This is a genomic window from Acinetobacter sp. WU_MDCI_Abxd143, assembly GCF_025514195.1.
Taxonomy (GTDB): Bacteria; Pseudomonadota; Gammaproteobacteria; order Pseudomonadales; family Moraxellaceae; genus Acinetobacter; species Acinetobacter pittii_H.
In genome coordinates this window covers 64,678-87,868 of sequence record NZ_JAHPTH010000007.1, presented here as the reverse complement: position 1 = coordinate 87,868, position 23,191 = coordinate 64,678, and the positions used below count along the sequence as shown (strand labels likewise).

22 protein-coding genes are annotated in these 23,191 nt (G+C 41.1%); 4 read left to right on the top strand and 18 right to left on the bottom strand.

Translation table 11 applies throughout. The features are described 5' to 3' along the window. Positions 1–28: 28 nt before the first annotated feature. On the bottom strand, positions 29–1,732 hold the full coding sequence (locus KTI79_RS13415; protein WP_057074977.1) for a mechanosensitive ion channel: 1,704 nt from the start codon (positions 1,730–1,732) through the stop codon (positions 29–31). 224 nt (positions 1,733–1,956) lie between these two features. Next, a complete protein-coding gene (locus tag KTI79_RS13410) occupies positions 1,957–2,184 on the bottom strand; it encodes a hypothetical protein (protein ID WP_014205906.1) in 228 nt (75 codons plus the stop codon). Between the two features lie 290 nt (positions 2,185–2,474). On the opposite strand from KTI79_RS13410, the gene KTI79_RS13405 reads away from it, so the two are divergent. Continuing rightward, the gene (locus KTI79_RS13405; RefSeq protein WP_171073847.1) at positions 2,475–2,894 is read left to right on the top strand and encodes a hypothetical protein; all 420 of its coding nucleotides are present in this window, start codon (positions 2,475–2,477) and stop codon (positions 2,892–2,894) included. Positions 2,895–2,943: 49 nt separating this feature from the next. Here the strand turns inward: KTI79_RS13405 and KTI79_RS13400 are convergent, their stop codons facing one another. Beyond that, a complete protein-coding gene (locus tag KTI79_RS13400) occupies positions 2,944–3,705 on the bottom strand; it encodes a ferredoxin--NADP reductase (protein ID WP_032055268.1) in 762 nt (253 codons plus the stop codon). An 86-nt stretch (positions 3,706–3,791) separates the two neighbouring features. Between KTI79_RS13400 and gigC the strand changes: the two genes are divergently transcribed. After that, a complete protein-coding gene (gigC, locus tag KTI79_RS13395) occupies positions 3,792–4,676 on the top strand; it encodes a LysR family transcriptional regulator GigC (RefSeq protein WP_009393857.1) in 885 nt (294 codons plus the stop codon). A gap of 19 nt (positions 4,677–4,695) precedes the next feature. On the opposite strand, the gene KTI79_RS13390 is transcribed toward gigC, so the two are convergent. The 15 genes from KTI79_RS13390 to ndhC all read right to left on the bottom strand — a co-directional run bounded on the left by KTI79_RS13390 (position 4,696) and on the right by ndhC (position 20,884). Then, positions 4,696–4,989, bottom strand: coding sequence for a cold shock domain-containing protein (locus KTI79_RS13390; protein ID WP_086375850.1), 294 nt, complete (start codon positions 4,987–4,989; stop codon positions 4,696–4,698). Between the two features lie 115 nt (positions 4,990–5,104). Further along, positions 5,105–5,740, bottom strand: a complete 636-nt coding sequence (gene upp, locus KTI79_RS13385) for a uracil phosphoribosyltransferase (RefSeq protein ID WP_002120045.1) — start codon at positions 5,738–5,740, stop codon at positions 5,105–5,107. A gap of 100 nt (positions 5,741–5,840) precedes the next feature. After that, positions 5,841–7,334, bottom strand: coding sequence for an NADH-quinone oxidoreductase subunit NuoN (gene nuoN, locus KTI79_RS13380; protein ID WP_057074980.1), 1,494 nt, complete (start codon positions 7,332–7,334; stop codon positions 5,841–5,843). A 2-nt stretch (positions 7,335–7,336) separates the two neighbouring features. Further along, positions 7,337–8,935 (bottom strand): NADH-quinone oxidoreductase subunit M, encoded by a 1,599-nt coding sequence (gene nuoM, locus KTI79_RS13375; RefSeq protein ID WP_002120006.1) that lies wholly within the window; start codon positions 8,933–8,935, stop codon positions 7,337–7,339. Between the two features lies 1 nt (position 8,936). Then, complete coding sequence (nuoL, locus tag KTI79_RS13370; RefSeq protein WP_032055261.1) at positions 8,937–10,826, bottom strand: NADH-quinone oxidoreductase subunit L; 1,890 nt, start codon at positions 10,824–10,826, stop codon at positions 8,937–8,939. Continuing rightward, a complete protein-coding gene (gene nuoK / locus KTI79_RS13365; protein WP_000529822.1) occupies positions 10,823–11,131 on the bottom strand; it encodes an NADH-quinone oxidoreductase subunit NuoK in 309 nt (102 codons plus the stop codon). The genes nuoL and nuoK overlap by 4 nt, the downstream gene beginning before the upstream one ends. Beyond that, on the bottom strand, positions 11,131–11,649 hold the full coding sequence (nuoJ, locus tag KTI79_RS13360) for an NADH-quinone oxidoreductase subunit J (RefSeq protein ID WP_014205902.1): 519 nt from the start codon (positions 11,647–11,649) through the stop codon (positions 11,131–11,133). The genes nuoK and nuoJ overlap by 1 nt, the downstream gene beginning before the upstream one ends. Next, the gene (nuoI, locus tag KTI79_RS13355) at positions 11,649–12,191 is read right to left on the bottom strand and encodes an NADH-quinone oxidoreductase subunit NuoI (protein WP_002120012.1); all 543 of its coding nucleotides are present in this window, start codon (positions 12,189–12,191) and stop codon (positions 11,649–11,651) included. The genes nuoJ and nuoI overlap by 1 nt, the downstream gene beginning before the upstream one ends. Before the next feature lie 18 nt (positions 12,192–12,209). Next, positions 12,210–13,226 carry an NADH-quinone oxidoreductase subunit NuoH gene (nuoH, locus tag KTI79_RS13350; RefSeq protein WP_086375851.1) on the bottom strand — a complete coding sequence of 339 codons (1,017 nt, stop codon included), beginning with the start codon at positions 13,224–13,226 and terminating at the stop codon, positions 12,210–12,212. A 3-nt stretch (positions 13,227–13,229) separates the two neighbouring features. Beyond that, positions 13,230–15,914, bottom strand: coding sequence for an NADH-quinone oxidoreductase subunit NuoG (gene nuoG, locus KTI79_RS13345; RefSeq protein WP_032055260.1), 2,685 nt, complete (start codon positions 15,912–15,914; stop codon positions 13,230–13,232). A gap of 11 nt (positions 15,915–15,925) precedes the next feature. Beyond that, positions 15,926–17,257 carry an NADH-quinone oxidoreductase subunit NuoF gene (gene nuoF / locus KTI79_RS13340; RefSeq protein ID WP_086375852.1) on the bottom strand — a complete coding sequence of 444 codons (1,332 nt, stop codon included), beginning with the start codon at positions 17,255–17,257 and terminating at the stop codon, positions 15,926–15,928. Beyond that, positions 17,254–17,763: an NADH-quinone oxidoreductase subunit NuoE gene (gene nuoE, locus KTI79_RS13335; RefSeq protein WP_002120040.1), complete on the bottom strand. Its 510-nt coding sequence runs from the start codon at positions 17,761–17,763 to the stop codon at positions 17,254–17,256. Before nuoE ends, nuoF begins: the two co-directional genes overlap by 4 nt. A 13-nt stretch (positions 17,764–17,776) precedes the next feature. Then, positions 17,777–19,564, bottom strand: coding sequence for an NADH-quinone oxidoreductase subunit C/D (gene nuoC / locus KTI79_RS13330; RefSeq protein ID WP_002120052.1), 1,788 nt, complete (start codon positions 19,562–19,564; stop codon positions 17,777–17,779). A gap of 84 nt (positions 19,565–19,648) precedes the next feature. Next, positions 19,649–20,326, bottom strand: coding sequence for a NuoB/complex I 20 kDa subunit family protein (locus tag KTI79_RS13325; protein WP_002050353.1), 678 nt, complete (start codon positions 20,324–20,326; stop codon positions 19,649–19,651). Between the two features lie 6 nt (positions 20,327–20,332). Continuing rightward, positions 20,333–20,884, bottom strand: coding sequence for an NADH-quinone oxidoreductase subunit A (gene ndhC / locus KTI79_RS13320; protein ID WP_032055255.1), 552 nt, complete (start codon positions 20,882–20,884; stop codon positions 20,333–20,335). Between the two features lie 425 nt (positions 20,885–21,309). Here ndhC and KTI79_RS13315 point away from each other — a divergent pair, with 425 nt between their 5' ends. Beyond that, positions 21,310–22,728 (top strand): sensor domain-containing diguanylate cyclase, encoded by a 1,419-nt coding sequence (locus KTI79_RS13315; protein ID WP_032055253.1) that lies wholly within the window; start codon positions 21,310–21,312, stop codon positions 22,726–22,728. Between the two features lie 92 nt (positions 22,729–22,820). Beyond that, positions 22,821–23,174: a hypothetical protein gene (locus KTI79_RS13310; protein WP_032055252.1), complete on the top strand. Its 354-nt coding sequence runs from the start codon at positions 22,821–22,823 to the stop codon at positions 23,172–23,174. Positions 23,175–23,191 lie beyond the last annotated feature (17 nt).

Below are 23,191 nucleotides of genomic sequence, written 5' to 3'. Positions count from 1 at the left end.
CTGTTTATCTGAAAATTAGTTTCAACTACTAAATTTCGTCATTTTCTCCAGTAGATCCAAACGGTTTATTTACTGGTGGTTGTGCTGGATTTACTTGCGCAGAATCAGCTGGTTTTGCGTCAGATGACACTGTTGATGGTGAAGTTGTAGTCGTCGGTGCAACTGTAGATGTTGACGAAGTAGTCGTTGCAGATGAGCTACCAGCAGATGGACTACTCGTAGTGGTAGTAGAAGGTGGTTGGTACAGAGGATTTGGTTCATTAGCTTCTTTTTTAGCTTTATCTAACAAATCACTCAACAGTCTTTCTGCTGGTTGGCGACCACCTAAACCAAATGCGAGAGCGAAAGCAACTGCAACTGCGCCTAGAGTCAAACCAAATGCAAGATTAACAATTGAATCTGCAATACCCATCGCTCTTAAACCAAGCGCAAGTACGAGACCAATAATTAAGACACGAACTAAACTACCCAACCAACGCGAGCTATTATATTCGCCACGTTGAACTACGTTTGCCACAACATTGGCAAGCCAGAAACCAATAACCAAAATTACTGCGCCCAATAGAATGTTTGCACCGAAATGGATAAACATTGCGATTAGACCACTAATTTGATCGAAACCAAGACGATCCGCAGCTTCAGAAACTGCAAACAGCATCGTAAAGAATACAATTAACCAGCCAACTGCATTAGAAACTTTAGTTTGACCTAAAAAGCGTTGTACATCTAACTTTGCAGGAATTTCATCAACACCTGTACCTGCAATTAATTCAGCGACTAAGCGACCAACAAAACGAGAAACAATATAAGCAACCAGTAGAATTAAACCAGCAGCAATAATGTTTGGAATCGCTTGCAAGATTTCATTGAGCATTGCTGTTGCTGGCTGAGAAATTGTCTCAATACCTAAAGCTTCAAATGCTACAATCAATGTTGTAATAATGATGATTGCGAAAACAAATGAACCTAAGAATTTGCCTACGTTAGAGCTTTTGAAAAGACCAATTTTTTCAGCTTGAGCCTGAACACCTAGGCTATTTACCAAACCTTCAACAATACCGCGTACAATTTTTGCCAAGATATAACCAACAAAAACGATAACGCCAGCAATAAAGATATTTGGTAAGAACGCTACGGCGTCATTTACCATATTTTGAACTGGAATCAGTAAGCCTGTTAATCCTAGTATTGAAAGAACAATCGGAAGGAAAAGTAACAATACAAGCCAGTAAAGAATTTCACCAATATTTTGACTAATTCCACCTACACCCACTTCACTGCTTAACTTATCATCGAGTTGAGTTCGCGATAAAACATTGGTCACCCCTGCTCGCACCAGTCGAGCAACGATCCAACCAATAAAACCGACCACAACAGCAGCAATAATATTTGGAATATAGACGAGTACCTGATTCACCATATTGCTGAACGGGCCACTTACTCCACTAATGTTAAGTACATTGAGAGCTGCGACTACAGCTAAGATTAAAATAAACCAGAATACGACTTTTGAAATAAGGCCTTCTATATTTGGAGTACGCCCAGTTGCTGAAGATAATTTTGCATTGGTATTTACTTTTTGCAGAAGTTTTTTAACACCTGCCGCAACTAATAAAGCAATTATCCAGCCTACCAGTAAGATGACGATTGCAGCTAAAATAGGATGAAACTGATCCCAGTAATACATCGCATCAAACTGAGCGCCGCGAGGCCCATCAAAAAATTCATTCATATTGTTATGTCCTCAATTGTTATGTTCTTTTCAGTGCTATCAATAGTGAAAACACTTTTCGTTGTTAAAAATGACGATGAATGCGGTCTATCTCACCTTATGTTTTGAATATTTTCTAATCAACACAGTTCTGCATAAATACAACAAATTGATGCAAAAGGTTGCAAAAAAAGCCTTCAGGTCACGTCCTAAAGGCTTTCTATCAAGATATACTGGTTGGCTTATTACCCTTTATAAATATTCAAATCTGAAGTACTCTTAATGACATGCGGTATGGCCTCATGTTGAAAAGCGGCTTCTTCTTTAGGCGTTTTGCTGTGATCAGCAACCATGTAGACGATCAGTGCAATAAGAAAAAGCCCAACAATAATTAAAATGTAAACTGGCAATCTTCTTTTTTTCGCAGTTTCTTCAGGACTCGTCACATGAGGTGGTTTTGAAAAATCATGCATCTTCTTTCCCCTCTTCTTTTATCATTAACTTTATAATCATCATAGCAATTTGGTTTGTTGCATTGTGTGAAAAAGCATTATGCTAAGGTGTCTGTAGTTGCAAAACTCTACTATTAAAATCATAAAAATAGTATAAAATTTAGGCAAAATTATTTTACCCTCTAGAAATAATGATGAGTTATGCCCGAGCTTCTTCAATGTTCTATTTGTAATACAATATGTTTTAGCGCTCACTTTTTATAAAATAGGCTATAATAAGCCCCCTTGTTTTAAAGCTGCTCTATTTTATGATGTATCGTCAGCAAAACGTAACACTTGATCTCGACACTGACGTCACACATCAATGTTATTTACATCAGACGAGAGACGAACATCTCATTGGTATTATTGAATTTAATAAACCAAGTTATGAACTCAAATGGGGTGATTTAGAGTATTTTCGTCGCCGTACTGAAGAATTTTCCGTCATGCCGTTTCCTGACTGCATTAATGCCATGATTGTTGATATTCGTAATATCAATATTTTTTTGGACAATGAAGTTCCGATTTTACCTTGGCGTTTACTTGAAGAAGACTGCCCTGTTCGCTTAGTTGTCCCTCAAGATCGTTTGGAACATTATGCAGGTCTTTTTGAACCAACTTGGCTTTCAACTGATGTAGACAGCGCAATTTCAGAAATTCGCGAATTTATGGATATGTTTGTCCACTAATAAACATATCCATAAAATTAATTTTAAAGTACTTTCAAAATAAGATTTATTACCAGTAATTTTCTACCGCAATATTTCCCTCACCTCGACGATTCATCGTCAAACCACGTCGTTTTAAAGCCTCTTTAGTGTCATCTACCATTTGCGGATTTCCGCAAAGCATGACATGGCTAGTGGCAGGGTTCAGTTCTATACCAGCAGATTTTTCTAGTTCACCATTTTCAATCAGAATCGGCAAACGATCATGCAATGGCGCAGATGGATCACGGGTAATAATTGAAATAAATTTAAAACTGTCGTGCCCCTCTCCAAAAGTTTCAGCAATCTCTTGAATACGATCGACATAAGCCAATTCAGCTGCAGTACGGACACTGTAGACCAAATTAATCTTTTGATAATTAGACCAAGTTTCAAAGTCTTGTAGCATCGATAAAAATGGAGCTAAACCTGTACCTGTTGCCAGTAACCATAAATCATGCGGTAAAGGCTGTTGATAGCGAGCTAAGGTCAAATAGCCATAAGGTATTTTTTCTAAGTAAAGCTCATCATCTACTTTTAGATGTTGAAGATTTGAAGTAAATGCACCATCTGGCACTACAATCGAAAAGAATTCAAGCGTTTCATCAAATGGTGAAGAGACAACCGAATAAGCACGGACAACAAGCTCCTCTCCAACTTTCAGCCCAATACGTGCAAATTGCCCAGCCGTAAATTTAAAATGTGCAGGGCGAGTCATGGTGAAACTGAAAAGAGTTGGGGTCCAGCGGTGTACAGATAAAACTTTTTCTACGCTAAATTTTTCAATTGACATGATTTCAACGTGGCATGAAATAGTGCGCTCATGTTAGCATGACAGCCGAAATAATGAATACTTTTAAACGTTAAGGCTTTTTAAACATGCGCATGACATTACGCCAGTTGGCTGTTTTTGTAGCAGTCGCTCAAGAAGGAACTGTCACTAAAGCCAGTGATGCGGTCAGACTGACGCAAAGTGCAGCAAGTATGGCTTTAGCAGATTTAGAGGATGGCCTTGGTGCTCCTCTATTTGATCGTTTAGGTAAACGATTACAGCTTAATGATTTAGGTCGTTTTCTATTACCACAAGCCCTAGAAATATTAGGTCGCTGTGAAGCTTTTGAGCAAGCTGCAAAAGGTGAATTGCAAAGCATTGATTTACGTATTGGGGCCACTTTAACAATTAGTGATTACCTCATGCCAGATTTAATGGCAAACTTTTTACAGCATCATCCTAAAGCACATTTGCAATTACAGGTGGGCAATACACGCCAAATGATTGAAGCAGTTAATCAATTCCAACTTGATTTAGCTTTAATTGAAGGATCATGTCATTTACCTCAGCTCCAATGTATCCATTGGCGTGATGATGAGCTTGCAGTATGCTGCTCCCCAAATCATCCATTAGCACGCTTAAATAGACCTTTAACAGCTCATGATTTTCTTCAAGTCGAGTGGATTTTACGTGAAGAAGGTTCAGGAACGCGTGAAGTGTTTGATAACGCTATATTGCAAGACCTACCAGACGCGAATATTCGCCTCACCCTAGGTCACAATGAAGCAATCTTAAAAATTGTTGCTGGTGGTTTAGGTATGTCATGTATTTCTAAACTTGCTATTGAACCTCTAATTGAAAAGGGACAATTAGTAATTTTAGATACACCATTTTGGCAGCTTACCCGCCCGCTTTATATGCTGGTACACCGTCAAAAGTATCAGGGTCCAGGCCTCAAAGCATTCTTACAATTTTGTGAAGATCAGGTTTAAAACCTGATCTTTTCTTTAATTAACGTCGAAAATTTGACAACAATTCGCTTGTGATCGCTTTATTGTGATCCGCAATTTTATTTTTCTTGGTTTTCGCAGAATTTGGGTCAACACGCTCAATTTTGATCGCTTTAAATTTGCCCTGATTATCTGCGGCAAGAAATCTTACTTTTTCATTTCTTTTCGGTTCGCCCTCTGATGCAGGGAAATCAGAAATATGAAAGAAAATATCTCCTTCACTAGTTTCAATAAAACCAAACCCTTTATCAGGGTTATATTGTTTTACCCATCCAGTATAAAACTCTTGCTTCATGATCTTTCCCCTATTTTTCCAATCCAGTTGTTGCGGTAAATAAAAAAGAGACTCACGATTCCGTTTTAAAATTATACGGTTTAATGAAGTCTCTTTTTATTACGATTTCAAAAAATTAATCTTTTTGTACACTACCAAAAATTTTATCGCCAGCATCGCCCAAGCCAGGAACAATATAACCTTGTTCATTTAAGCCATTATCAATAGATGCTGTATAAATTTGCACATCTGGATGAGCTGCTTCAACTTTAGCAACACCTTCTGGAGCGGCAACTAACACCATAACACGGATATCTTTACAGCCACTCGCCTTTAACACATCAATAGCAGCAACTAAAGAATTACCTGTTGCTAGCATTGGGTCAATAATCATCGCAAGACGGTTAGCTACATCTGGGACTAGTTTTTTATAATATGTACGAACTTCTAAAGTTTCCTCATTACGCTCAAGACCTAAAACACTCACTTTTGCGCTTGGGATCAGATTAAGCACACCATCCAACATACCAATTCCGGCACGTAAAATCGGTACAATCGTTATTTTCTTACCAGCAATACGCTGTGTAGTAACAGTTCCAGCCCATCCATCAATTTCGCAATCCACAACTGGTAAATCTTTTGTTGCTTCATACGTCAATAACATAGTCACTTCCTGAGCAAGCTCACGGAAGTTCTTAGTACTGATATCAGCACGGCGTAACAAACCTAATTTATGACGAATAAGTGGGTGACGAATTTCTTGAATGGCCACAGATGTTACCTAAAAATATAAAAACGTATTTATTATAATCTTTTTTTAACGCTCAATAAAAAAAAGCCTCCAGTTTTGGAGGCTTTTTTGTACACCAGAATTACTGTTGTGAAAGCATGAAATGTAATGGAGATAAAATTTCTGCTTTTAATGCCAAATTAATCATTGGATCTGGGTAAACACCCAAAATAATAACTAATGCAGCAGCAGCCAATACCATTAAACCACCCACTTTTTGTCCCCAATGAGCATCTGCATCAATACGAGGAGTTTCTGGTGGGGTCATATACATGACAACCATCACACGTAAGTAATAGTACAAACCGATACCACTACCCACAATAATCATTGCAGCTAAGAACCAGTGTTGAGTTGTTACAGCAGCCATTACCACCAAGAACTTACCAATGAAGCCTGCTGTTAATGGAATACCAGCCAAAGATAACATCATGACTGTTAAAGTTGCTGTAAGTACTGGACGACGCCAGAACAAACCACGGTAATCTGCAAGGCTTTGTGCTTCATCTACGTTGTTATATGGGCTAGACATTAACGCTACCGCACCAAAGGCACCGATAGTTGTTAATACATAAGACACCACATATACAGTTACGCTACCTAAGCTTGCATAAGTCATGCTAATTAAAGCAATTAACAAATAACCGAAGTGAGCAATAGATGAATAACCAAGAATACGTTTTAAGTTAACCTGACGAACAGCGAGTAAGTTACCAACCAAAATCGACAATACAGCAATGATCGTCAAAATAGTTACTAACGAGTTCACCATCATTGCGCCTGAAGCAAGCATATAGCGCACGAATAAACCAATTGTTGCAACTTTAGCAGCAGTTGCTAAGAAAGTTGCCATTGGTGCTGGTGCGCCCGCATATACATCCGGAGTCCATTTATGGAACGGCGCAAGCGACAATTTAAATGCAACAGCAAAGATAATAAGTGCTAAACCTAATAACACCATTGGCTGTTTGATTGCTTCAAATAATGCTTGTACAGAATCATAGAATGAAAGTGAACCTGTATATGCATAAATATATGCCATACCCATCAACAACATGGCAGAAGCTGTTGCTGAAAGTACAAGGTATTTGATACCCGCTTCAAGTGAACTACTACGTTGATAAGTATAAGCAAGTAAGCCGTATACAGGGATCGACATTAACTCAAGGCTAATGAAGAACGATGCATAATGAGAACTTGCAACCATCAACATTGCACCTGCTACTGAAGCAAGTAACAAAAGATAGAGTTCTTCGCGATTGTCTTTATAGGTTTCAATGTAAGCGTGAGACAAAGTACAACAAGCCAACGCCGCAATCAAAATCATAAATTGATAGAACATGGTAAATGGATCAACCATAAACATGCCCATCACATTTGCCGGTACAAACTTACCGCCAAATACTGCAAATAAAATATAAAGTGCAGCGAGGTTTAAACCAACAACAGAAGTCGTTGCGATTAAATTATGATTACGCTTAATAGAAATTAACAACATGACGACGATTGTTGTCAAAGCAACAATCATCACCGGAGTTAAAGGCATAAGCGTAGAGTATGATACTGTGAAGTTCATGATTATTGGATCTCCACATGGTCAAGTTGAGTAGCTGTTTGCTGAACAGTTTCAACGACTTCTTGTACTGGTACATAACTATTGACCAACCACTGCATGCTTGAATGAGATACATCCAAGAATGTTTGTGGGTAGATACCAAGCCAAACGAGACCAATCGCACAAATCATCAAAATACCAACTTCACGAGCAGATAAGTCTTTCAATGGACTAGTGTAATGTTGCTTTTGTTCAGGATTTGGTTCACCAAACAAAGCACGGTGAATCAAGATCAAGCCATATAAACCTGCGAATACAAGGCTGATAGAAGCAAGGATCGTAAAGACAGGATATTTATTAAATGAACCCATCAAAATCAGGAATTCACCAATAAAGTTACCTAGACCCGGCACACCTACAAGAGCAGCAACGAAGAACATTAAGAAAAATGGCAAGTACTGAAGCTGGCCACGAAGACCACCCATTAAACGTAAATCACGTGTATGTAAACGTTCGTAGATTTGACCAGACATAATGAACAATGCAGCTGATGACAAACCGTGTGCCAACATCATGATCATTAGACCTTGGAAGGTCAAAATATTACCTGCATAGATTGCAAGTAAAATAAAGCCCATGTGTGAAATCGACGTATACGCAAGTAAACGTTTCATGTCAGTTTGCTGGTAAGCACACCATGCGCCGTAGAAAATACCAATCAAACCGAAAATAATCGCAATGTCTGCAAATTGTGCAGAAGCTGTCGGGAAGAATGGAATAACAAAACGAAGCAAGCCATACGCAGCTGTTTTAATCAAGATACCCGCTAAGTCTACAGAACCTGCTGTAGGTGCTTGAGCATGCGCATCTGGTAACCAACCGTGTAATGGGAATACTGGTAACTTCACCGCAAAACCGATGAAGAAACAGATCATGAAACCGTATGCTAAGCCTGCAGGTAAGTGGTTAGCTACAGCTAATAAATAGTTGTAATCGAAACCGATCATGCCTGTCATCATGTAGCCATAAACCACAAGACCAAGGATACCGATTAACATCACTAGACCAGCAATCTGAGTGTAAAGGAAGAACTTAGTCGCAGCATAAACACGTGAACGACCGTTTGAACCTTTATGACCCCATAACGCAATCAAGAAGTAGATTGGTACAAGCATCATCTCCCAGAAGAAGAAGAACAAGAACAGGTCAATCGCTAAGAATACACCGATAACGCCACCTAAACTCCATAAAAGGTTTAAATGGAAGAAACCAACGTTCTTTTGAATCTCGCCCCATGAACAACCAACAGCAAGTACACCAAGTAACGCTGTTAATAACACCATGAGTAGAGATAAACCATCCACAGCTAAGTGAATGCCAATACCGAGTGATTGAATCCACGGTAAATAGAACTCAGCAGACCAAGTTGGGATTTTAGAACCCAACTCGTAGCTATAAGTTCCGCTTTGCCAAAGCGCAAGACCCAAGCCCAAAGTAATGAGCATACCAATTAAGGCAATCCAACGTGGCAAAGTTTTGTCGAGCTTATCGACTAACCAACAAATAAAACCGGCAATGAACGGAACAAGGATCAGCGCGGGTAAAATTAAATTGTTTTCCATTTTATTTCCCCACTACCTGAATAACGATCAAGATCATCAATAACACCACTACACCGAGTGACATGCTTGATGCGTATTCACGCAATGAACCTGTTTGACGTGAGCTTGTAAAACTGTTTCCGCCTTTCACGAGTGCAGGAAGAACTAACCACAAACCGTCAATCGGATCACGGCCAAAGATTTTGGCGAAGAATAAATAAGGTTTAACAAAAACGATGTCATACAACGCATCAAAACCAAAAGCGGTACGGCAAATATGTGCCAAACCTGAACCCAAACTTGTTTGAGCAAATGATTTCACTGCACCATAAGCAAATGTAAATAATGCTATACCCACAACTAGACCAACTAGCGCAATACCTACAGCTAAGTGCTCTGCCCCATGCATGCCTTCTACAAATTGTTCAGCGACATGGAATTCAGGAATTTTTGCAGTATTCAGAATACCTGCTACCGGTGCTTTTAATACCGCACCAATAAAAGTAGACAATACAGCTAAAATACCCAATGGAGCCCAGTAAGTTGCACCTTTAATTTCATGGTAAGGCGTGTTTTCTTGACCAAAGAATACAACCCAGATTAAACGGAATGTATAGATTGAAGTCAGGAATGCACCTGCTACACCCACCCAATATAAGGTGTGGTATAAAGCAACTGATTGACCTTGTACCCAAACTTCACCAAGAATCGCATCTTTAGAGAAGAAGCCGATAGTCAAGAATGGAATCGCTGCTAATGCACCGCCACCAATCGCGAAACAAGCAAACAGGAATTTGTTACGTTTGAACAAACCACCCATTTTGAAAATGTTTTGCTCGTGGTGATAAGCCAGAATAACCGCACCAGAAGACAAGAATAATAATGCCTTAAAGAATGCGTGAGCCAACATGTGGAACAAGCCAGCTTGATACGCTTCCGCACCTACAGCCATAAACATATAACCCAACTGACTCATTGTTGAGTAAGCCAAGATACGTTTGATGTCTGTTTGAACGAGTGCAGCAAAACCTGCAACTAACAAAGTTACCGCGCCAGTTACTGAAATGAATTGCATCACTTCAGGAGCAAGTTCAAATACGCTGAATAGACGACAGCATAAGTACACACCAGCCGTTACCATTGTGGCAGCGTGGATCAATGCAGAAACAGGTGTTGGACCTGCCATCGCATCTGCCAACCATGTTTGCAATGGAATTTGAGCAGATTTACCAGCAGCACCTAAGAACAACATTAATGCAGTCCAAATGGTAAGTGACGAACTCTTCGTCATTACTTCTACTGCGTGTTCAACGATGTACTGAGTATTTAGCGTACCAAATTGTTGGTAAAGCAAGAATAAAGCAATAAGCAAGAATACGTCACCAACGCGGGTCACTGTAAACGCTTTGATCGCTGCCCAACCATTTGCAGGGTTTGCATAATAGAAACCAATCAGCAAGTAAGAGCAAAGACCTACGCCTTCCCAACCCAAGAATAACAACGCCAAGTTGTCACCTAATACAAGCACAAGCATGCTGGCAACGAACAGGTTGAAATAAGAGAAGAAACGCGCATAGCCCTCTTCACCACGCATGTACCATGATGCAAAGATGTGAATTAAGAAACCAACACCCGTGATCATGCCCATCATGAGTAAAGATAAGCCGTCTAAATGTAAGCTAATGCCCGGAGCAAAACCGCCAACATTGAACCATGTCCACAAGTTTTGAACGAAAACTTGCTGACCACTCGTGGTAAATGCCATTCCAGCAATAAGTGCAAATAATGCAGATAAACCTACAGAACCTACACCAATAACTGCTGCAATGTTTTCAGAGAGTTTGTCTCGTCCTGCCGCCAATAAAATAAAACCGATCAGCGGAAATAATACTGTTAGATATAAATAACTCATCCGCGCATCTCACTAGCAGCATCCACATCCAAATGATGGAAGCGATGATAGAACTGAAGGACAATCGCAAGACCGATACATGCCTCTGCTGCTGCAAGGGTCAAAATCAGAATGAACATCACTTGCCCATCTGGTTGTGCCCATACGCTACCCGCAAGAACAAATGCCAATGCTGCAGCATTCATCATGATTTCAAGGCTCATTAACATAAATAAAAGGTTGCGTCGCACCATTACACCGTAAAAACCGAGTGCAAAAAGGATGGTTGCAACAATCAAACCATGTTCTAAAGGAATCTGGCCCATTATTCTTTTTCCTCTTCTGCACCTGGTTCACGTTTACCTAAGTGGTATGCTGCAACAAGGGCTGCTAGCAATAACATCGCGGCAACTTCAACCAATAATAAATAGTGAGTAAAGAGTGCTTGACCAACTACTTTTGGTCCAATCACTTGTGCCCCAAGTGGTGCTGAAATAGTGGTGTATTCACCACCAAGCATCCAAACTAAAAGCAAGCCGAGTAAGAAACTCATGAGTGCTGGATATGCCCAAGCATCTGAAGAAAGCCATTTGCGTTCTTGTTCAACGGTGTGTTGACCTAAGTTAAGCATCATCACCACGAAGACAAACAGAACCATAATTGCTCCGGCATAAACGATGATTTCAAGAGCACCTGCAAAAGGTGCCCCCACGATCATGAAAATACCAGCAACAGCAAGCAATGAAACAATTAGACTAAGTAGAGCGTGTACAGGGTTCGTGTTAGTCACTACACGAACCGTAGAAACGATGGCCACGAGTGCCATCAAATAAAACGGCCACATCATGGTAATAGACTCCGTACATCGATTGGTGCACTTTCTTTTTGTGCTTGACCTTTCTCTTTACCGTTAATTGCCATACCCGTCACACGGTAGAAGTTGTAGTCTGGGTATTTGCCCGGACCTGAAATGAGTAAGTTTTCTTTCTCATAAACAAGGTCTTGACGTACATATTCGCCTAACTCGAAGTCTGGTGTGAGCTGAATCGCAGTTGTTGGACATGCTTCTTCACACATACCGCAGAAAATACAACGTGAGAAGTTGATACGGAAAAACTCCGGATACCAACGACCATCTTCTGTTTCTGCTTTTTGTAGTGAAATACAGCCAACCGGACATGCAACCGCACATAGGTTACATGCTACGCAACGCTCTTCCCCATCAGGGTCACGCGTTAATACGATACGACCACGAAAGCGTGGCGGCACAATCTGTTCAGCCGGAACTTCTGGATATAAAATCGTGTCACGTTTACGTGTTGCATGGCTAAACACCATGAGTAACGTACGTACAATTGATCCGAATCCAGCTAGAAATTTATACATTTTGTACTCCCTGCTGTCCTAGGCCTGATTCATCAGAATCACAGCACCAGTCACTAACAAGTTGACCAACGCCAATGGCAAACAAATTTTCCAACCAAAGTTCATGACTTGGTCATAACGTGGACGCATTAAAGAACCACGTGCCAATACAAACATCATTACAAAGAATGCTGTTTTAATCACAAACCAAAATACTGGTGGAACAAATGGAATTTCTAAATTAAATGGCGCTAACCAGCCACCAAAGAATAAAGTCACGATCAATGCAGAGATCAGTACTACGTTGACATATTCAGCAACGAAGAACATACCCCATTTCATACCGCCATATTCAACATGGTAACCTTCTGCCAATTCTTGTTCTGCTTCTGGTTGGTCAAATGGATGACGGTGAGTTACCGCAACACCAGCAACCACAAAAATCAAGAAACCTAAGAATTGTGGAATAACGAACCAAACATCGCGTTGTGCTTCAACGATTTCACGAAGGTTAAATGAGCCTGCAATTGCAACCACACCCATCAGCGAGATACCCAAGAACACTTCATAAGAAATGGTTTGAGCTGCTGAACGTAAACCACCAAGCAACGAGTATTTGTTATTTGAAGCCCAGCCACCAAATAAAACTGCGTAGACAGCAATACCAGCCATTGCCATGAAGAACAATAAACCGATACTCATGTCGGCAACACCCAGTGAAGGACTCACCGGGATTACCATGAATGAAAGAACCGCTGTTGCCATTGCAACAGCAGGTGCTAAACGGAATGTAAGTTTGTCAGCAAACTTTGGTGTCCAGTCTTCTTTGAACATGATCTTGAGCATGTCGGCAACGATCTGGAGCATACCACCAGGACCAACACGGTTTGGACCATAACGGTCTTGCCACCAAGCAAGTAAACGACGCTCAATAAAAGACATCAACGCAGCAACTAATACAACAACAAGCAAAATCACAACTGCTTGAACGACAGCATACGCAATCGGCCAGTTCTCAGCCCAAAGTGGCGTTTGACGTATAATTTCTTGATTCATGAATTACACTCCTAAAGCCACTGAAACAGGCTCAGCTAGTGACACCATTGGTGCTAAACCAACTGGGTAACCAATATAACCTGTAGGTAAATATTCAATTACTTGTACTGGCAAGCTCACAGTCGTTTCGCCTGCTTTTACCGTAATGCGTTGACCTTCTTGAAGGTTCAAACGAGTTGCATCTTGTTCGCCCACTGCAAACACAGCTTCCGGAATACGAGTTTCCATTGCAGGTGTTTTAATCGTGAATTCACCAGAACCAAAAATATGATGCATTGGTACTAAGCGGAAACTTTCAGGGTTTGCAACAACCGGCACTGGAGCAACATAGCTACGTGCAGGACGTTTTACCAAGCGATCGAATAAACGAACACCTGAATCACCACCTTTTAAGTGACCACCGACTTCATCTTGGTATTTATTCCAAGATTGTGGAGAGTTCCAACCTGGAGCCCATGCAAATGGTACTAATGATGATGCTTTTTGCGGACCAACATAACCTTCCATTGAGAATGTTAATGCTGAATCTGGATCGGTAGGCTGTTTAGGCTCATGAACCGATAACGGCGCACGCATTGCTGTACGACCTGAATAACGACGTGGTTCACGCGCGATTTTCAAGCCATGTACACGGTAACCCGCATCTGGTGCTACATCTTGGATAGCTTCAAGTACTGGTACATTTTTCACGATGCTTTCAATTACATCGTCAAGCAATGTCCAATCTACAGCCTTACCTTTAATGCCAGTTTCAATGGCATGTAACCAACGCCATGATTCTTTAATTGCATATTCAGGTTTGTAATAGCTTGGATCGTAAACTTGATAGAAACGCTGTGCACGACCTTCTTGGCTTACAACAGTACCATCACCCTCTGCAAAGCTTGCTGCTGAAAGAACGATATCAGCTTGTTTCACAGTTTCAGTTTCACTGTGATCAAGTACAATTACTGTTTCAGCTTTATCTAATGCAGCTTGTACTTGTGCAGCTGGTAAGCGACGGAACAAGTCATTTTCAACAATAACAAGTGTGTCGTAGTCTTGAGCAAATGCTTGTTCAAGGCTTAAACCACCGAACAATGCCAAGCCCATAGAGTTCACTTCAGGAACTACAAGACTTAAACCAGCTTTAGAACCTAAGTTCTGAGTCAACTGTGCTGCAGCTTCCATAATAGAAGCATCTTGCAAGCTTGTACCCGCAATAATTAATGGTTTGTTTGCTGCTTTTAGAGTGTCAGCAATGGTTTGAGCAAATGCTTTTGCATCTTCATCTAAACCACTTACAACTTCACCATTCACTGCCGCAGCAACTGCAAATCCTAAACGTGCGATGTCATTTGGAGAAGCAACCACTTCACCAGTTGCGATGTCAGCAAGACGAGTTTGAGTTGCAGCTAAAATGTAAACCGGAGATTTTGCTTCTTGACCAATACGTTGTACAGGCTCAGCTAACCAATCTGGTGTACGTGTTTTTGCAGCCATTTCGCGTGCTTTGTTTTTCGCAGCTTGGCGAACAGACAATGCCATGCGGGGTGCAGTTTGAGTTAGGTCTTCACCTAAGATCAGAACAGCATCATAGCTTTCAATTTCACGCATGTTCGGGTTGTAGATACCCTCGGTTTGCATGATAGATGCAGCAAGTTCAACAAGCTTTTGCTCTTTTTGTGCAATACCAGTTGAATAATTTGCCTGACCTACAAGCTCACGTAATGCATAGTTAGATTCCAAGCTTGCGCGAGGAGAACCAATACCCAAAACTTTTTTGCCTTGAAGCTTAGCAATCGCTTGATCTAGAGCTTGGTCGACAGAAACAGTTGCAACAGTTTCACCATTACGGAACTGAGGCTGACGTGGACGGTCTGCACGGTTTACATAACCTGTGCCAAAACGACCTTTGTCACAAAGGAAGTACTGGTTAACCGAACCATTAAAACGGTTTTCTACACGACGGATTTCACCATAACGTTCACCCGGAGAAATGTTACAACCAGAAGAACAGCCTTGACACACGCTTGGTGCATACTGCATGTCCCACTTACGGTTATAACGCTCTGAATGAGTCTTATCAGTGAATACACCTGTTGGACATACTTCAGTCAAGTTACCAGAGAATTCAGACTCTAAAGTACCTGATTCTGGACGACCAAAGTAAACACGAGATGCATTGGCATAGACACCAAAATCTGTACCGCCCGCATAGTCTTTGTAGTAACGAACACAACGGTAACAAGCAATACAGCGGTTCATTTCATGTGCAATGAATGAGCCGAGTTCTTGGTTGTAATGCGTACGTTTTGTAAAACGATAGCGACGACGGTCATGACCTGTCATTACAGTCATATCTTGTAAATGACAGTGACCACCCTCTTCACAAACTGGACAGTCGTGCGGGTGGTTGGTCATCAAAAATTCAACAATAGATGCACGGAAATCCGTTGCTTCTTTGTCTTCAATTGAGATATAGGTATTGTCAGATGCTGGTGTCATGCAAGACATGACTAAACGACCACGCGTATCTTCTGGATTCGCATATTGCGTAACAGCACATTGACGGCAAGAACCAACCGAACCTAAGGATGGATGCCAACAAAAATATGGGATGTCGATGCCCAGACTCAAACATGCTTGTAGCAAGTTTTCCGAGCCGTTGACTTCATACGATTTTCCATCGACATGAATTGTAGCCATAGTCGAATTCCTTAAGCTTGTTCTACGTTGCTGGTTTGCACGACAGGACGATTCGTCACTTTCGCTTCAAACTCACCACGGAAATGTTTGAGTGCGCCCATAAGCGGCTCCATCGCACCTGGTGCGTGGGCACAGAAAGTTTTACCGATCCATAATTTACGAGTTAGTTCTTGTAAATGGTTGATATCTTCTTTCTTACCTTCGCCTGCTTCAAGTGCTTTAAGCGCTTTAACAGCCCATGGCAAACCATCACGGCACGGTGTACAGAAACCACATGATTCACGCGCAAAGAACTCTTCTAAGTTACGAGTGAGCGATACCATACATTGAGTTTCGTCTACCACCATTAACAAACATGTTCCCAAACGAGAACCTGCTTTCATAATCGTGTCCGCATCCATTGGTAAATCAATGGTATCTGCTGGTAAAAAGTCAGTTGAAGCACCACCTGGCAACCATGCTTTGAGCTTTAAGCCCTCACGCATACCACCTGCATGATCTTCAATGACTTCACGTGCAGTTGTACCAAACGGCAATTCCCAAAGACCTGGGAATTTAACTTTACCCGATGCACCATAAATTTTAGTGCCTGGATCTTTTGATTTACCCGCTGACAAGCCGATATACCACTCTGGTCCACGAAGCATGATTGCTGGCAAGTTGTTATAAGTTTCAACGTTGTTCACAATCGTCGGACGGCCCCATGCTCCTGCAACTTGCGGGAACGGTGGCTTAGTACGTGGGTTAGCACGACGGCCTTCAAGCGAGTTAATCAATGCAGTTTCTTCACCACAGATATAACGCCCTGCACCCGTATGTACATGCAGATCAAAATTCCAGCCAGAACCTAAGATATTTTCGCCTAAATAGCCTTTAGCACGAATCTGTTCTAACGCTTCATTTAGATATTGAGCAGCCTCGATGTATTCACCACGGATAAAGATATAACCTTGAGTTGCTTCTAAGGTATAACCCGCAATTAACATCCCTTCGATCAATTGATGTGGAAGTTTTTCCATCAACAAACGGTCTTTAAAGGTACCCGGTTCCATTTCGTCGGCATTACAGATCAAGTAACGTGGACCACCATCATTTGGTGCCATCAATGACCATTTAATACCCGCTGGGAAACCCGCACCACCACGACCTTTTACAGTTGCAGCTTTAATGACGTCTAACACTTCAGCAGGTTTCATGCCTAATGCTTTTTTAAAGCCAGCATAGCCTTCAAGTGCTTCGTAATCATCAGCACTACGTACCGCTTCTTGTTTGCTTAAACGCCAAGTGAGCGGATGAGTTTCCGGATTACCGTCGCCATAAATTGGTTTTGGTTCAGTATTCATACATACTTCTCCAATAACTGTTTAATTGATGTCACTTCGACTAAACCGTGAGTATCTTCATCAATCATTAAAGTTGGGCCTTTATCGCAGTTGCCTAGACAGCAAATTGGAAGCAGCGTAAAACGACCATCTGGTGTCGTTTGACCATACTGAATTCCTAATTCACGCTGGAATGCTTCAGCAAGTGTTTCTGCACCCATCAAGAAGCAAGCAATTGAGTCACAAAGCAAAATCACGTGACGACCTACCGGATGGCGATAGATACGGTTGTAAAATGTTGCAACACCTTCCAAATCAGCAACGCTCATCGACAACAACTGTGCGATAGCATTCATCTGAGCGTCATCTACCCAACCATTACGGCGTTGTACACACTTCAATGCATCCAAAGAGGCTGCACGAGGGTATGGATAGTGACCAATGTGATGTTCGATTTCGTGAATTTCTTCCGCAGTCAAAATCCCTTCGACATTCACACGTGGTTTTTTATCAGTCAAAATCATCATTATGTGTTACCTCTTAGCGATCCACGTCAGCCATAACCACGTCAATGGTCGCCAGATAAATGATTAAGTCAGATACTAAACTTCCGTTAATCACTGAAGGCATTTGCTGTAAGTGAGTAAACGTCGGTGTACGAATACGAGTACGATAACTCATGGTCGCTTTATCTGAAGTCAAGTAGTAAGTACTTGCACCTTTAACCACTTCAGTCATAAATGATGACTCGCCCGCTGGCATGACAGGACCCCATGAAACGCTCAAGAAGTGCGTAATCAAGGTTTCAATATCTTGTAATGTCTTATCTTTCGGTGGTGGAACAGCCAATGGATGATCCGCTTTGTATGGACCAGAAGGCATGTTATCCAAGCACTGTTGAATAATTTTTAGCGACTCGGTAATTTCACGAAAGTGAACAAGCACACGTGCATAAGCATCGCCTTCATACTCAACCGGCACATCAAAATCAAAGTTTTCATAACCACTGTATGGACGATATTTACGAACGTCAAAATCGATACCTGTTGCGCGTAAACCAGTACCAGTTACACCCCATGCGAGTGCAGATTTGGCATCGTATTGTGCAACATTACGCGTACGACCAATAAACACAGAGTTTTTCAATGCAGCTGTGTAGTATTCGTTTAAGCGTTTAGGCATCCACTCTAGCAATTCTTTAACAAGCTTTTGCCAGTTGTTTGGAAGATCGTGTGCTGTACCGCCAATACGGAACCATGCTGGATGCATACGGTAACCCGTAATTGCTTCAACAATGTCGTAAACTTTTTGACGGTCTGCGAACATATAGAATACTGGTGTCATACCACCGGCATCCTGAATTGCCGTACCACAGAATAATAAGTGGTTATTGATACGGAACAATTCGTTCAACATGACACGAATCACTTGCGCACGTTCAGGAACTTTAATACCAGCCATTTGCTCGACAGCCATCACATACGGCATGTTTTGAGCACAACCACCTAAGTAGTCAACACGGTCAGTATAAGGAATGAAAGAATGCCATGTTTGACGTTCAGCCATCTTTTCCACACCACGGTGGTGATAACCGATATCAGGTACACAGTCCTTCACTTCTTCGCCATCTAACTGCAATACAACACGGAACGCACCATGTGCAGATGGATGGTTAGGGCCCAAGTTCAAGAACATAAAGTCTTCATCAGCGTTACCACGCTTAAGACCCCAGTCTTCTGGCACAAAACGTAAGTGCTCTTGTTCAAAGTCTTGTTTCGCTTTGTCTTGCATGTACGGCGTATATTCTGTCGCACGTGCTGAATATTCTTTACGAAGCGGATGACCTTCCCAATAGGTTGGCAACAAAATACGACGGAGCATTGGATGCCCTTCGAAATTGATACCGAACATATCGTAAGCTTCACGTTCATACCAGTTGGCATTTGGCCAGATATTTGTCGCTGTCGGAATGTTAAGATCATTTTCGTTCAAGGCAACCTTGATACGAATGTCACTATTACGCTCAAGCGATAATAAATGATAGAACACAGTGAAGTCAGATGCTGGTAAACCATCACGATGAACACGTAAACGTTCATCCATCGCAGATAAGTCAAATAGCATTACATACGGACGTTCCACTTTACGTAGGAACATAAGGACTTCTTGCACGCGTGCGCGCTCAACCCAGACTGTTGGAAACTCTTCAAAAGTCGCCTGCACGTAAAAGTTCTCACCAAATTTGGTTTTGAGCTCTTCTACGATTGCAAATGCTGGGCGTGAATCAACTGCTGTTGACTCTGGCATAGCAATGTCAGTTTCAGCCATTGGCTTGGCTTCCTATTTAATACAAATTCTGTCAATTTTCTCGATGAACATATCAGTTAGATATGTCAAAACACCGTCAAAAAATTATTTAATCTCATCCATAGAGCGTAAGTTTTTAACGGCAATACGCTGCGCATTCTTACGGTCACGTTCTGGCATCATCTTTGGCTTATATACTGGCTGAAGATCATCACCGATCACGGCAGAAAGCGGGCGTCGCTCTAATTGAATCTGGTCTTGTAAAAGCATTAAAGCTTGAATTAATGCTTCAGGACGAGGCGGACAACCTGGGACGTACACGTCAACAGGAATAATTTTGTCTACACCTTGTACTACTGAATAGATGTCGTACATACCTCCAGAGTTTGCACAAGCACCCATCGAAATGACCCATTTAGGCTCTAACATCTGTTCATAAAGACGCTGAATAACTGGTGCCATTTTTACGAAACAGGTCCCTGCAACAATCATCAAGTCAGCCTGACGAGGTGAAGCACGGATAACCTCTGCACCGAAACGTGACAAGTCATGCACACCTGTTAAGGTCGTTGCATATTCGACGTAACAACATGAGGTACCAAAGTTAAATGGCCACAAGGAGTTTTTACGTCCCCAGTTTACTGCTGTATGCAAGACATCCTCTAAACGAGTCATGAATACGTTTTTATTCACTTCCTCTTCAAGCGGATCCGTCACGATTTGACGTTCTTGCAATGGGTATTGATCAGCATCCGGATTCGCGCGGGTCAGAGTATATTTCATCCCGACTTACTCCTTTTCAGATGACAATGCAGGTGTAGTTTTTGACTTAACACGACCTGATGATTGAGCTGGAATCTGGCCTGTAGGGTCAGTTACGAGCTCTTCAATAGAATTAAAGCGTGTAATTTCAGCAATGTTCATTGTTGGTGAACCGATTTTAACCGCCTCACCTGCTGATTTACGGCGATCTGCTGGCGACCAACTTAGAGCACCTACAGAGAAGGCATAAATAAGCGCAATCAATAAATCAACGACAAAGATCACAACAGTGGTATATCCCAACCACCCTACTTCACGCACAGAAGTAGACCATGCATAGAGGTAAAGAGCCTCTAAGTCGAAGACAACAAAGAAAATTGCGACTAAATAAAACTTTGCAGACAGGCGAATGCGAGCGCCACCAGCACTCACGACACCTGATTCAAACTGCTCTTGCTTAGCACGTCCCCACGATTTTCCCCCGAGAAGTAAGGGAACTGTGAGCATAAAGACGCAAAGAAATGTAACGCCGATCACGAAGGCGATAATCGCCCAGTCGTATGGAGTAATGGCACTCATGCGGGGATAACTCCTGGCAGGCCTATTTATTTAACAAAGAATGTATGTATTGGCCTTCAAATACACCAAACACAAAATTAATCCCGCCAATTGTACCTGATTTCTAATTTCCCATGCTAGTTGAAGCGTCTTAGTCTTTCGGATGATTTTCCCAACAAAACTATTCATCTATGTGTTGTAAGGGGGGTTTCACCGCACATAATCGGTTTATTTAATAGTTTCTTTATTTATGATGATTTTTTTCATTTTTTAATTTTAGAATATTTACACAGTTCATCGACTATTAAGTTTTAATAACTTACTTTTTTATAATATTAGTTTGTTTTTTATTGTATTCAACTTCTCCTCTGAATTATGATGAATGTTTAATCATGCATAATATTTTATTACTCTTGGATAAGAGTATTTATCATTAAGGGCAGCTGATGCCATACTCACTTCGTGAATTTTCATTTCTCTCCTTTTTAAAATATTTTCTCCTGTTTAGCATCATTATTGCAGTATGTTGTTTCATTGGCATCGCATCTCGCCCTTTAAGTTTTCTTGCATTCTTTTGGCCTGCTAACTCGGTTTTACTTGGCTTGCTCATTCGCTTCCCAATCACACGCCGACCAAGCGCATTTTTAGGTGCCTATATAGGATATGTGATTGCCGACTTATTTCAGGGCACGCCATTTGCTCTCACACTTGTTTTAACAACTTCAAATTTTCTTTATGTTGTTACTACATTTGCGCTCTATATGTTTTTTAATCAGCATATTAAAGCTGCCTACCGAGGCTATTCTTACCTTTTTTTATTTGGACTATGCGGAGTCGGTAGCATAGTAGGCGGATTGTTTGCAGCAACTTTCGTGCCTATGTTTAATACTAAATTTATGCTGAGTGGTTTGTTGGATGAATTCGGTTATTGGTTCACTTCTGAACTACAAAATGCTTTGCTTCTTCTACCCATCATATTGAACCTACCTCAGTATAGTCAGGTAAAGCATTACTTTTCGAGAAGTCGGGGATTACAGGCAACCGACCTTTTACCTTTTGGAGCTGTGCTCATTTCGATTGCTGCTAGCTATTACGACTCGGGTCCCGGTTCGCTACTCTACCCCATTGCTGCGCTCATCTGGTGCGCCATTCGCTATAAACCTATTGTTGTTGCACTCATTACGAGCCTCACCAGCGCCTACATTATTTATCATGTTTCCGGACATTACCTTTTACTCTATCCGAATGACTATTTCAGCAATACGATTTCAATCCGTATAGGATTAATCATGATGACAATTGCCCCTCTGACAGTTTCGAGTATTAGTGTTTTACATTCAGAATTAATTCAAAAGCTTCAACATGCGATTGCACATGACGAACTAACCTCTAGCCTCACTCGACGCCAGTTTTTACAGTCGGTCAGATTACTTCAAGAAAAAGTACAAAAAGAAAATAAAACCTCAGCTTTTTTCATGTTGGATGTCGACCATTTCAAACAAGTCAACGACAACTATGGTCATCAAATCGGTGATCGGGCGCTACAGACTTGTGTCACCACGATACAAAATATTTTGCATCCTCATGATTTATTGGGCCGCTTAGGCGGTGAAGAATTTGCCATTTTTATTGCAGATACCAGCAAGGAAAGTGCTTTTGAACTGGCAGAACAAATCAGAATTAAAATTAGCCAGCAACCTATTTATATTTATGGGAAATTACCCATTTTCATACAGGTGAGTATTGGGATAAGCTTATATTCACCATCTTCCCATCGAGCTATTGAAAGTTTATTTAAGGAAGCAGATGACGCTTTATATCAAGCAAAACGCCAAGGACGTAATCGAGTGTTTATCTCTTTATAACTTTTTCATTTCATCATCTAGTGTAATGAATTTTATACAATAACCTGTGTTTTGCCATGTATGCTAATAACAGATAATAAGGAGAAAAATGCATGACTCTAGAATATACGCACAAACCAAATTACTACTTGTTTGCCCAGCTACTTGTGCGACATATAGAAAGCTATATTCACAAACATCCAGATGCGAATAATGCAATTTTTGACTTGCGGGATGTCTATGAAATATTTAGACAGGATTTTGCGTCAACGACAACAAACCTAGAAGGTATTTTGCACATTGCTGATGAATATAAAATAGAAACAATTAATGGAGACCAACCTCTTATTCAAAAATACCAGATTGATGCAAAAAATAATTCATTACTGATCGATTTTAATTCCGATGCGTTAGCCAGCTTAAGAAGCGGAAAACCTATTTTGGAACCAGATGCAACTCGACTATAAATAGTTCAATAAAAAAG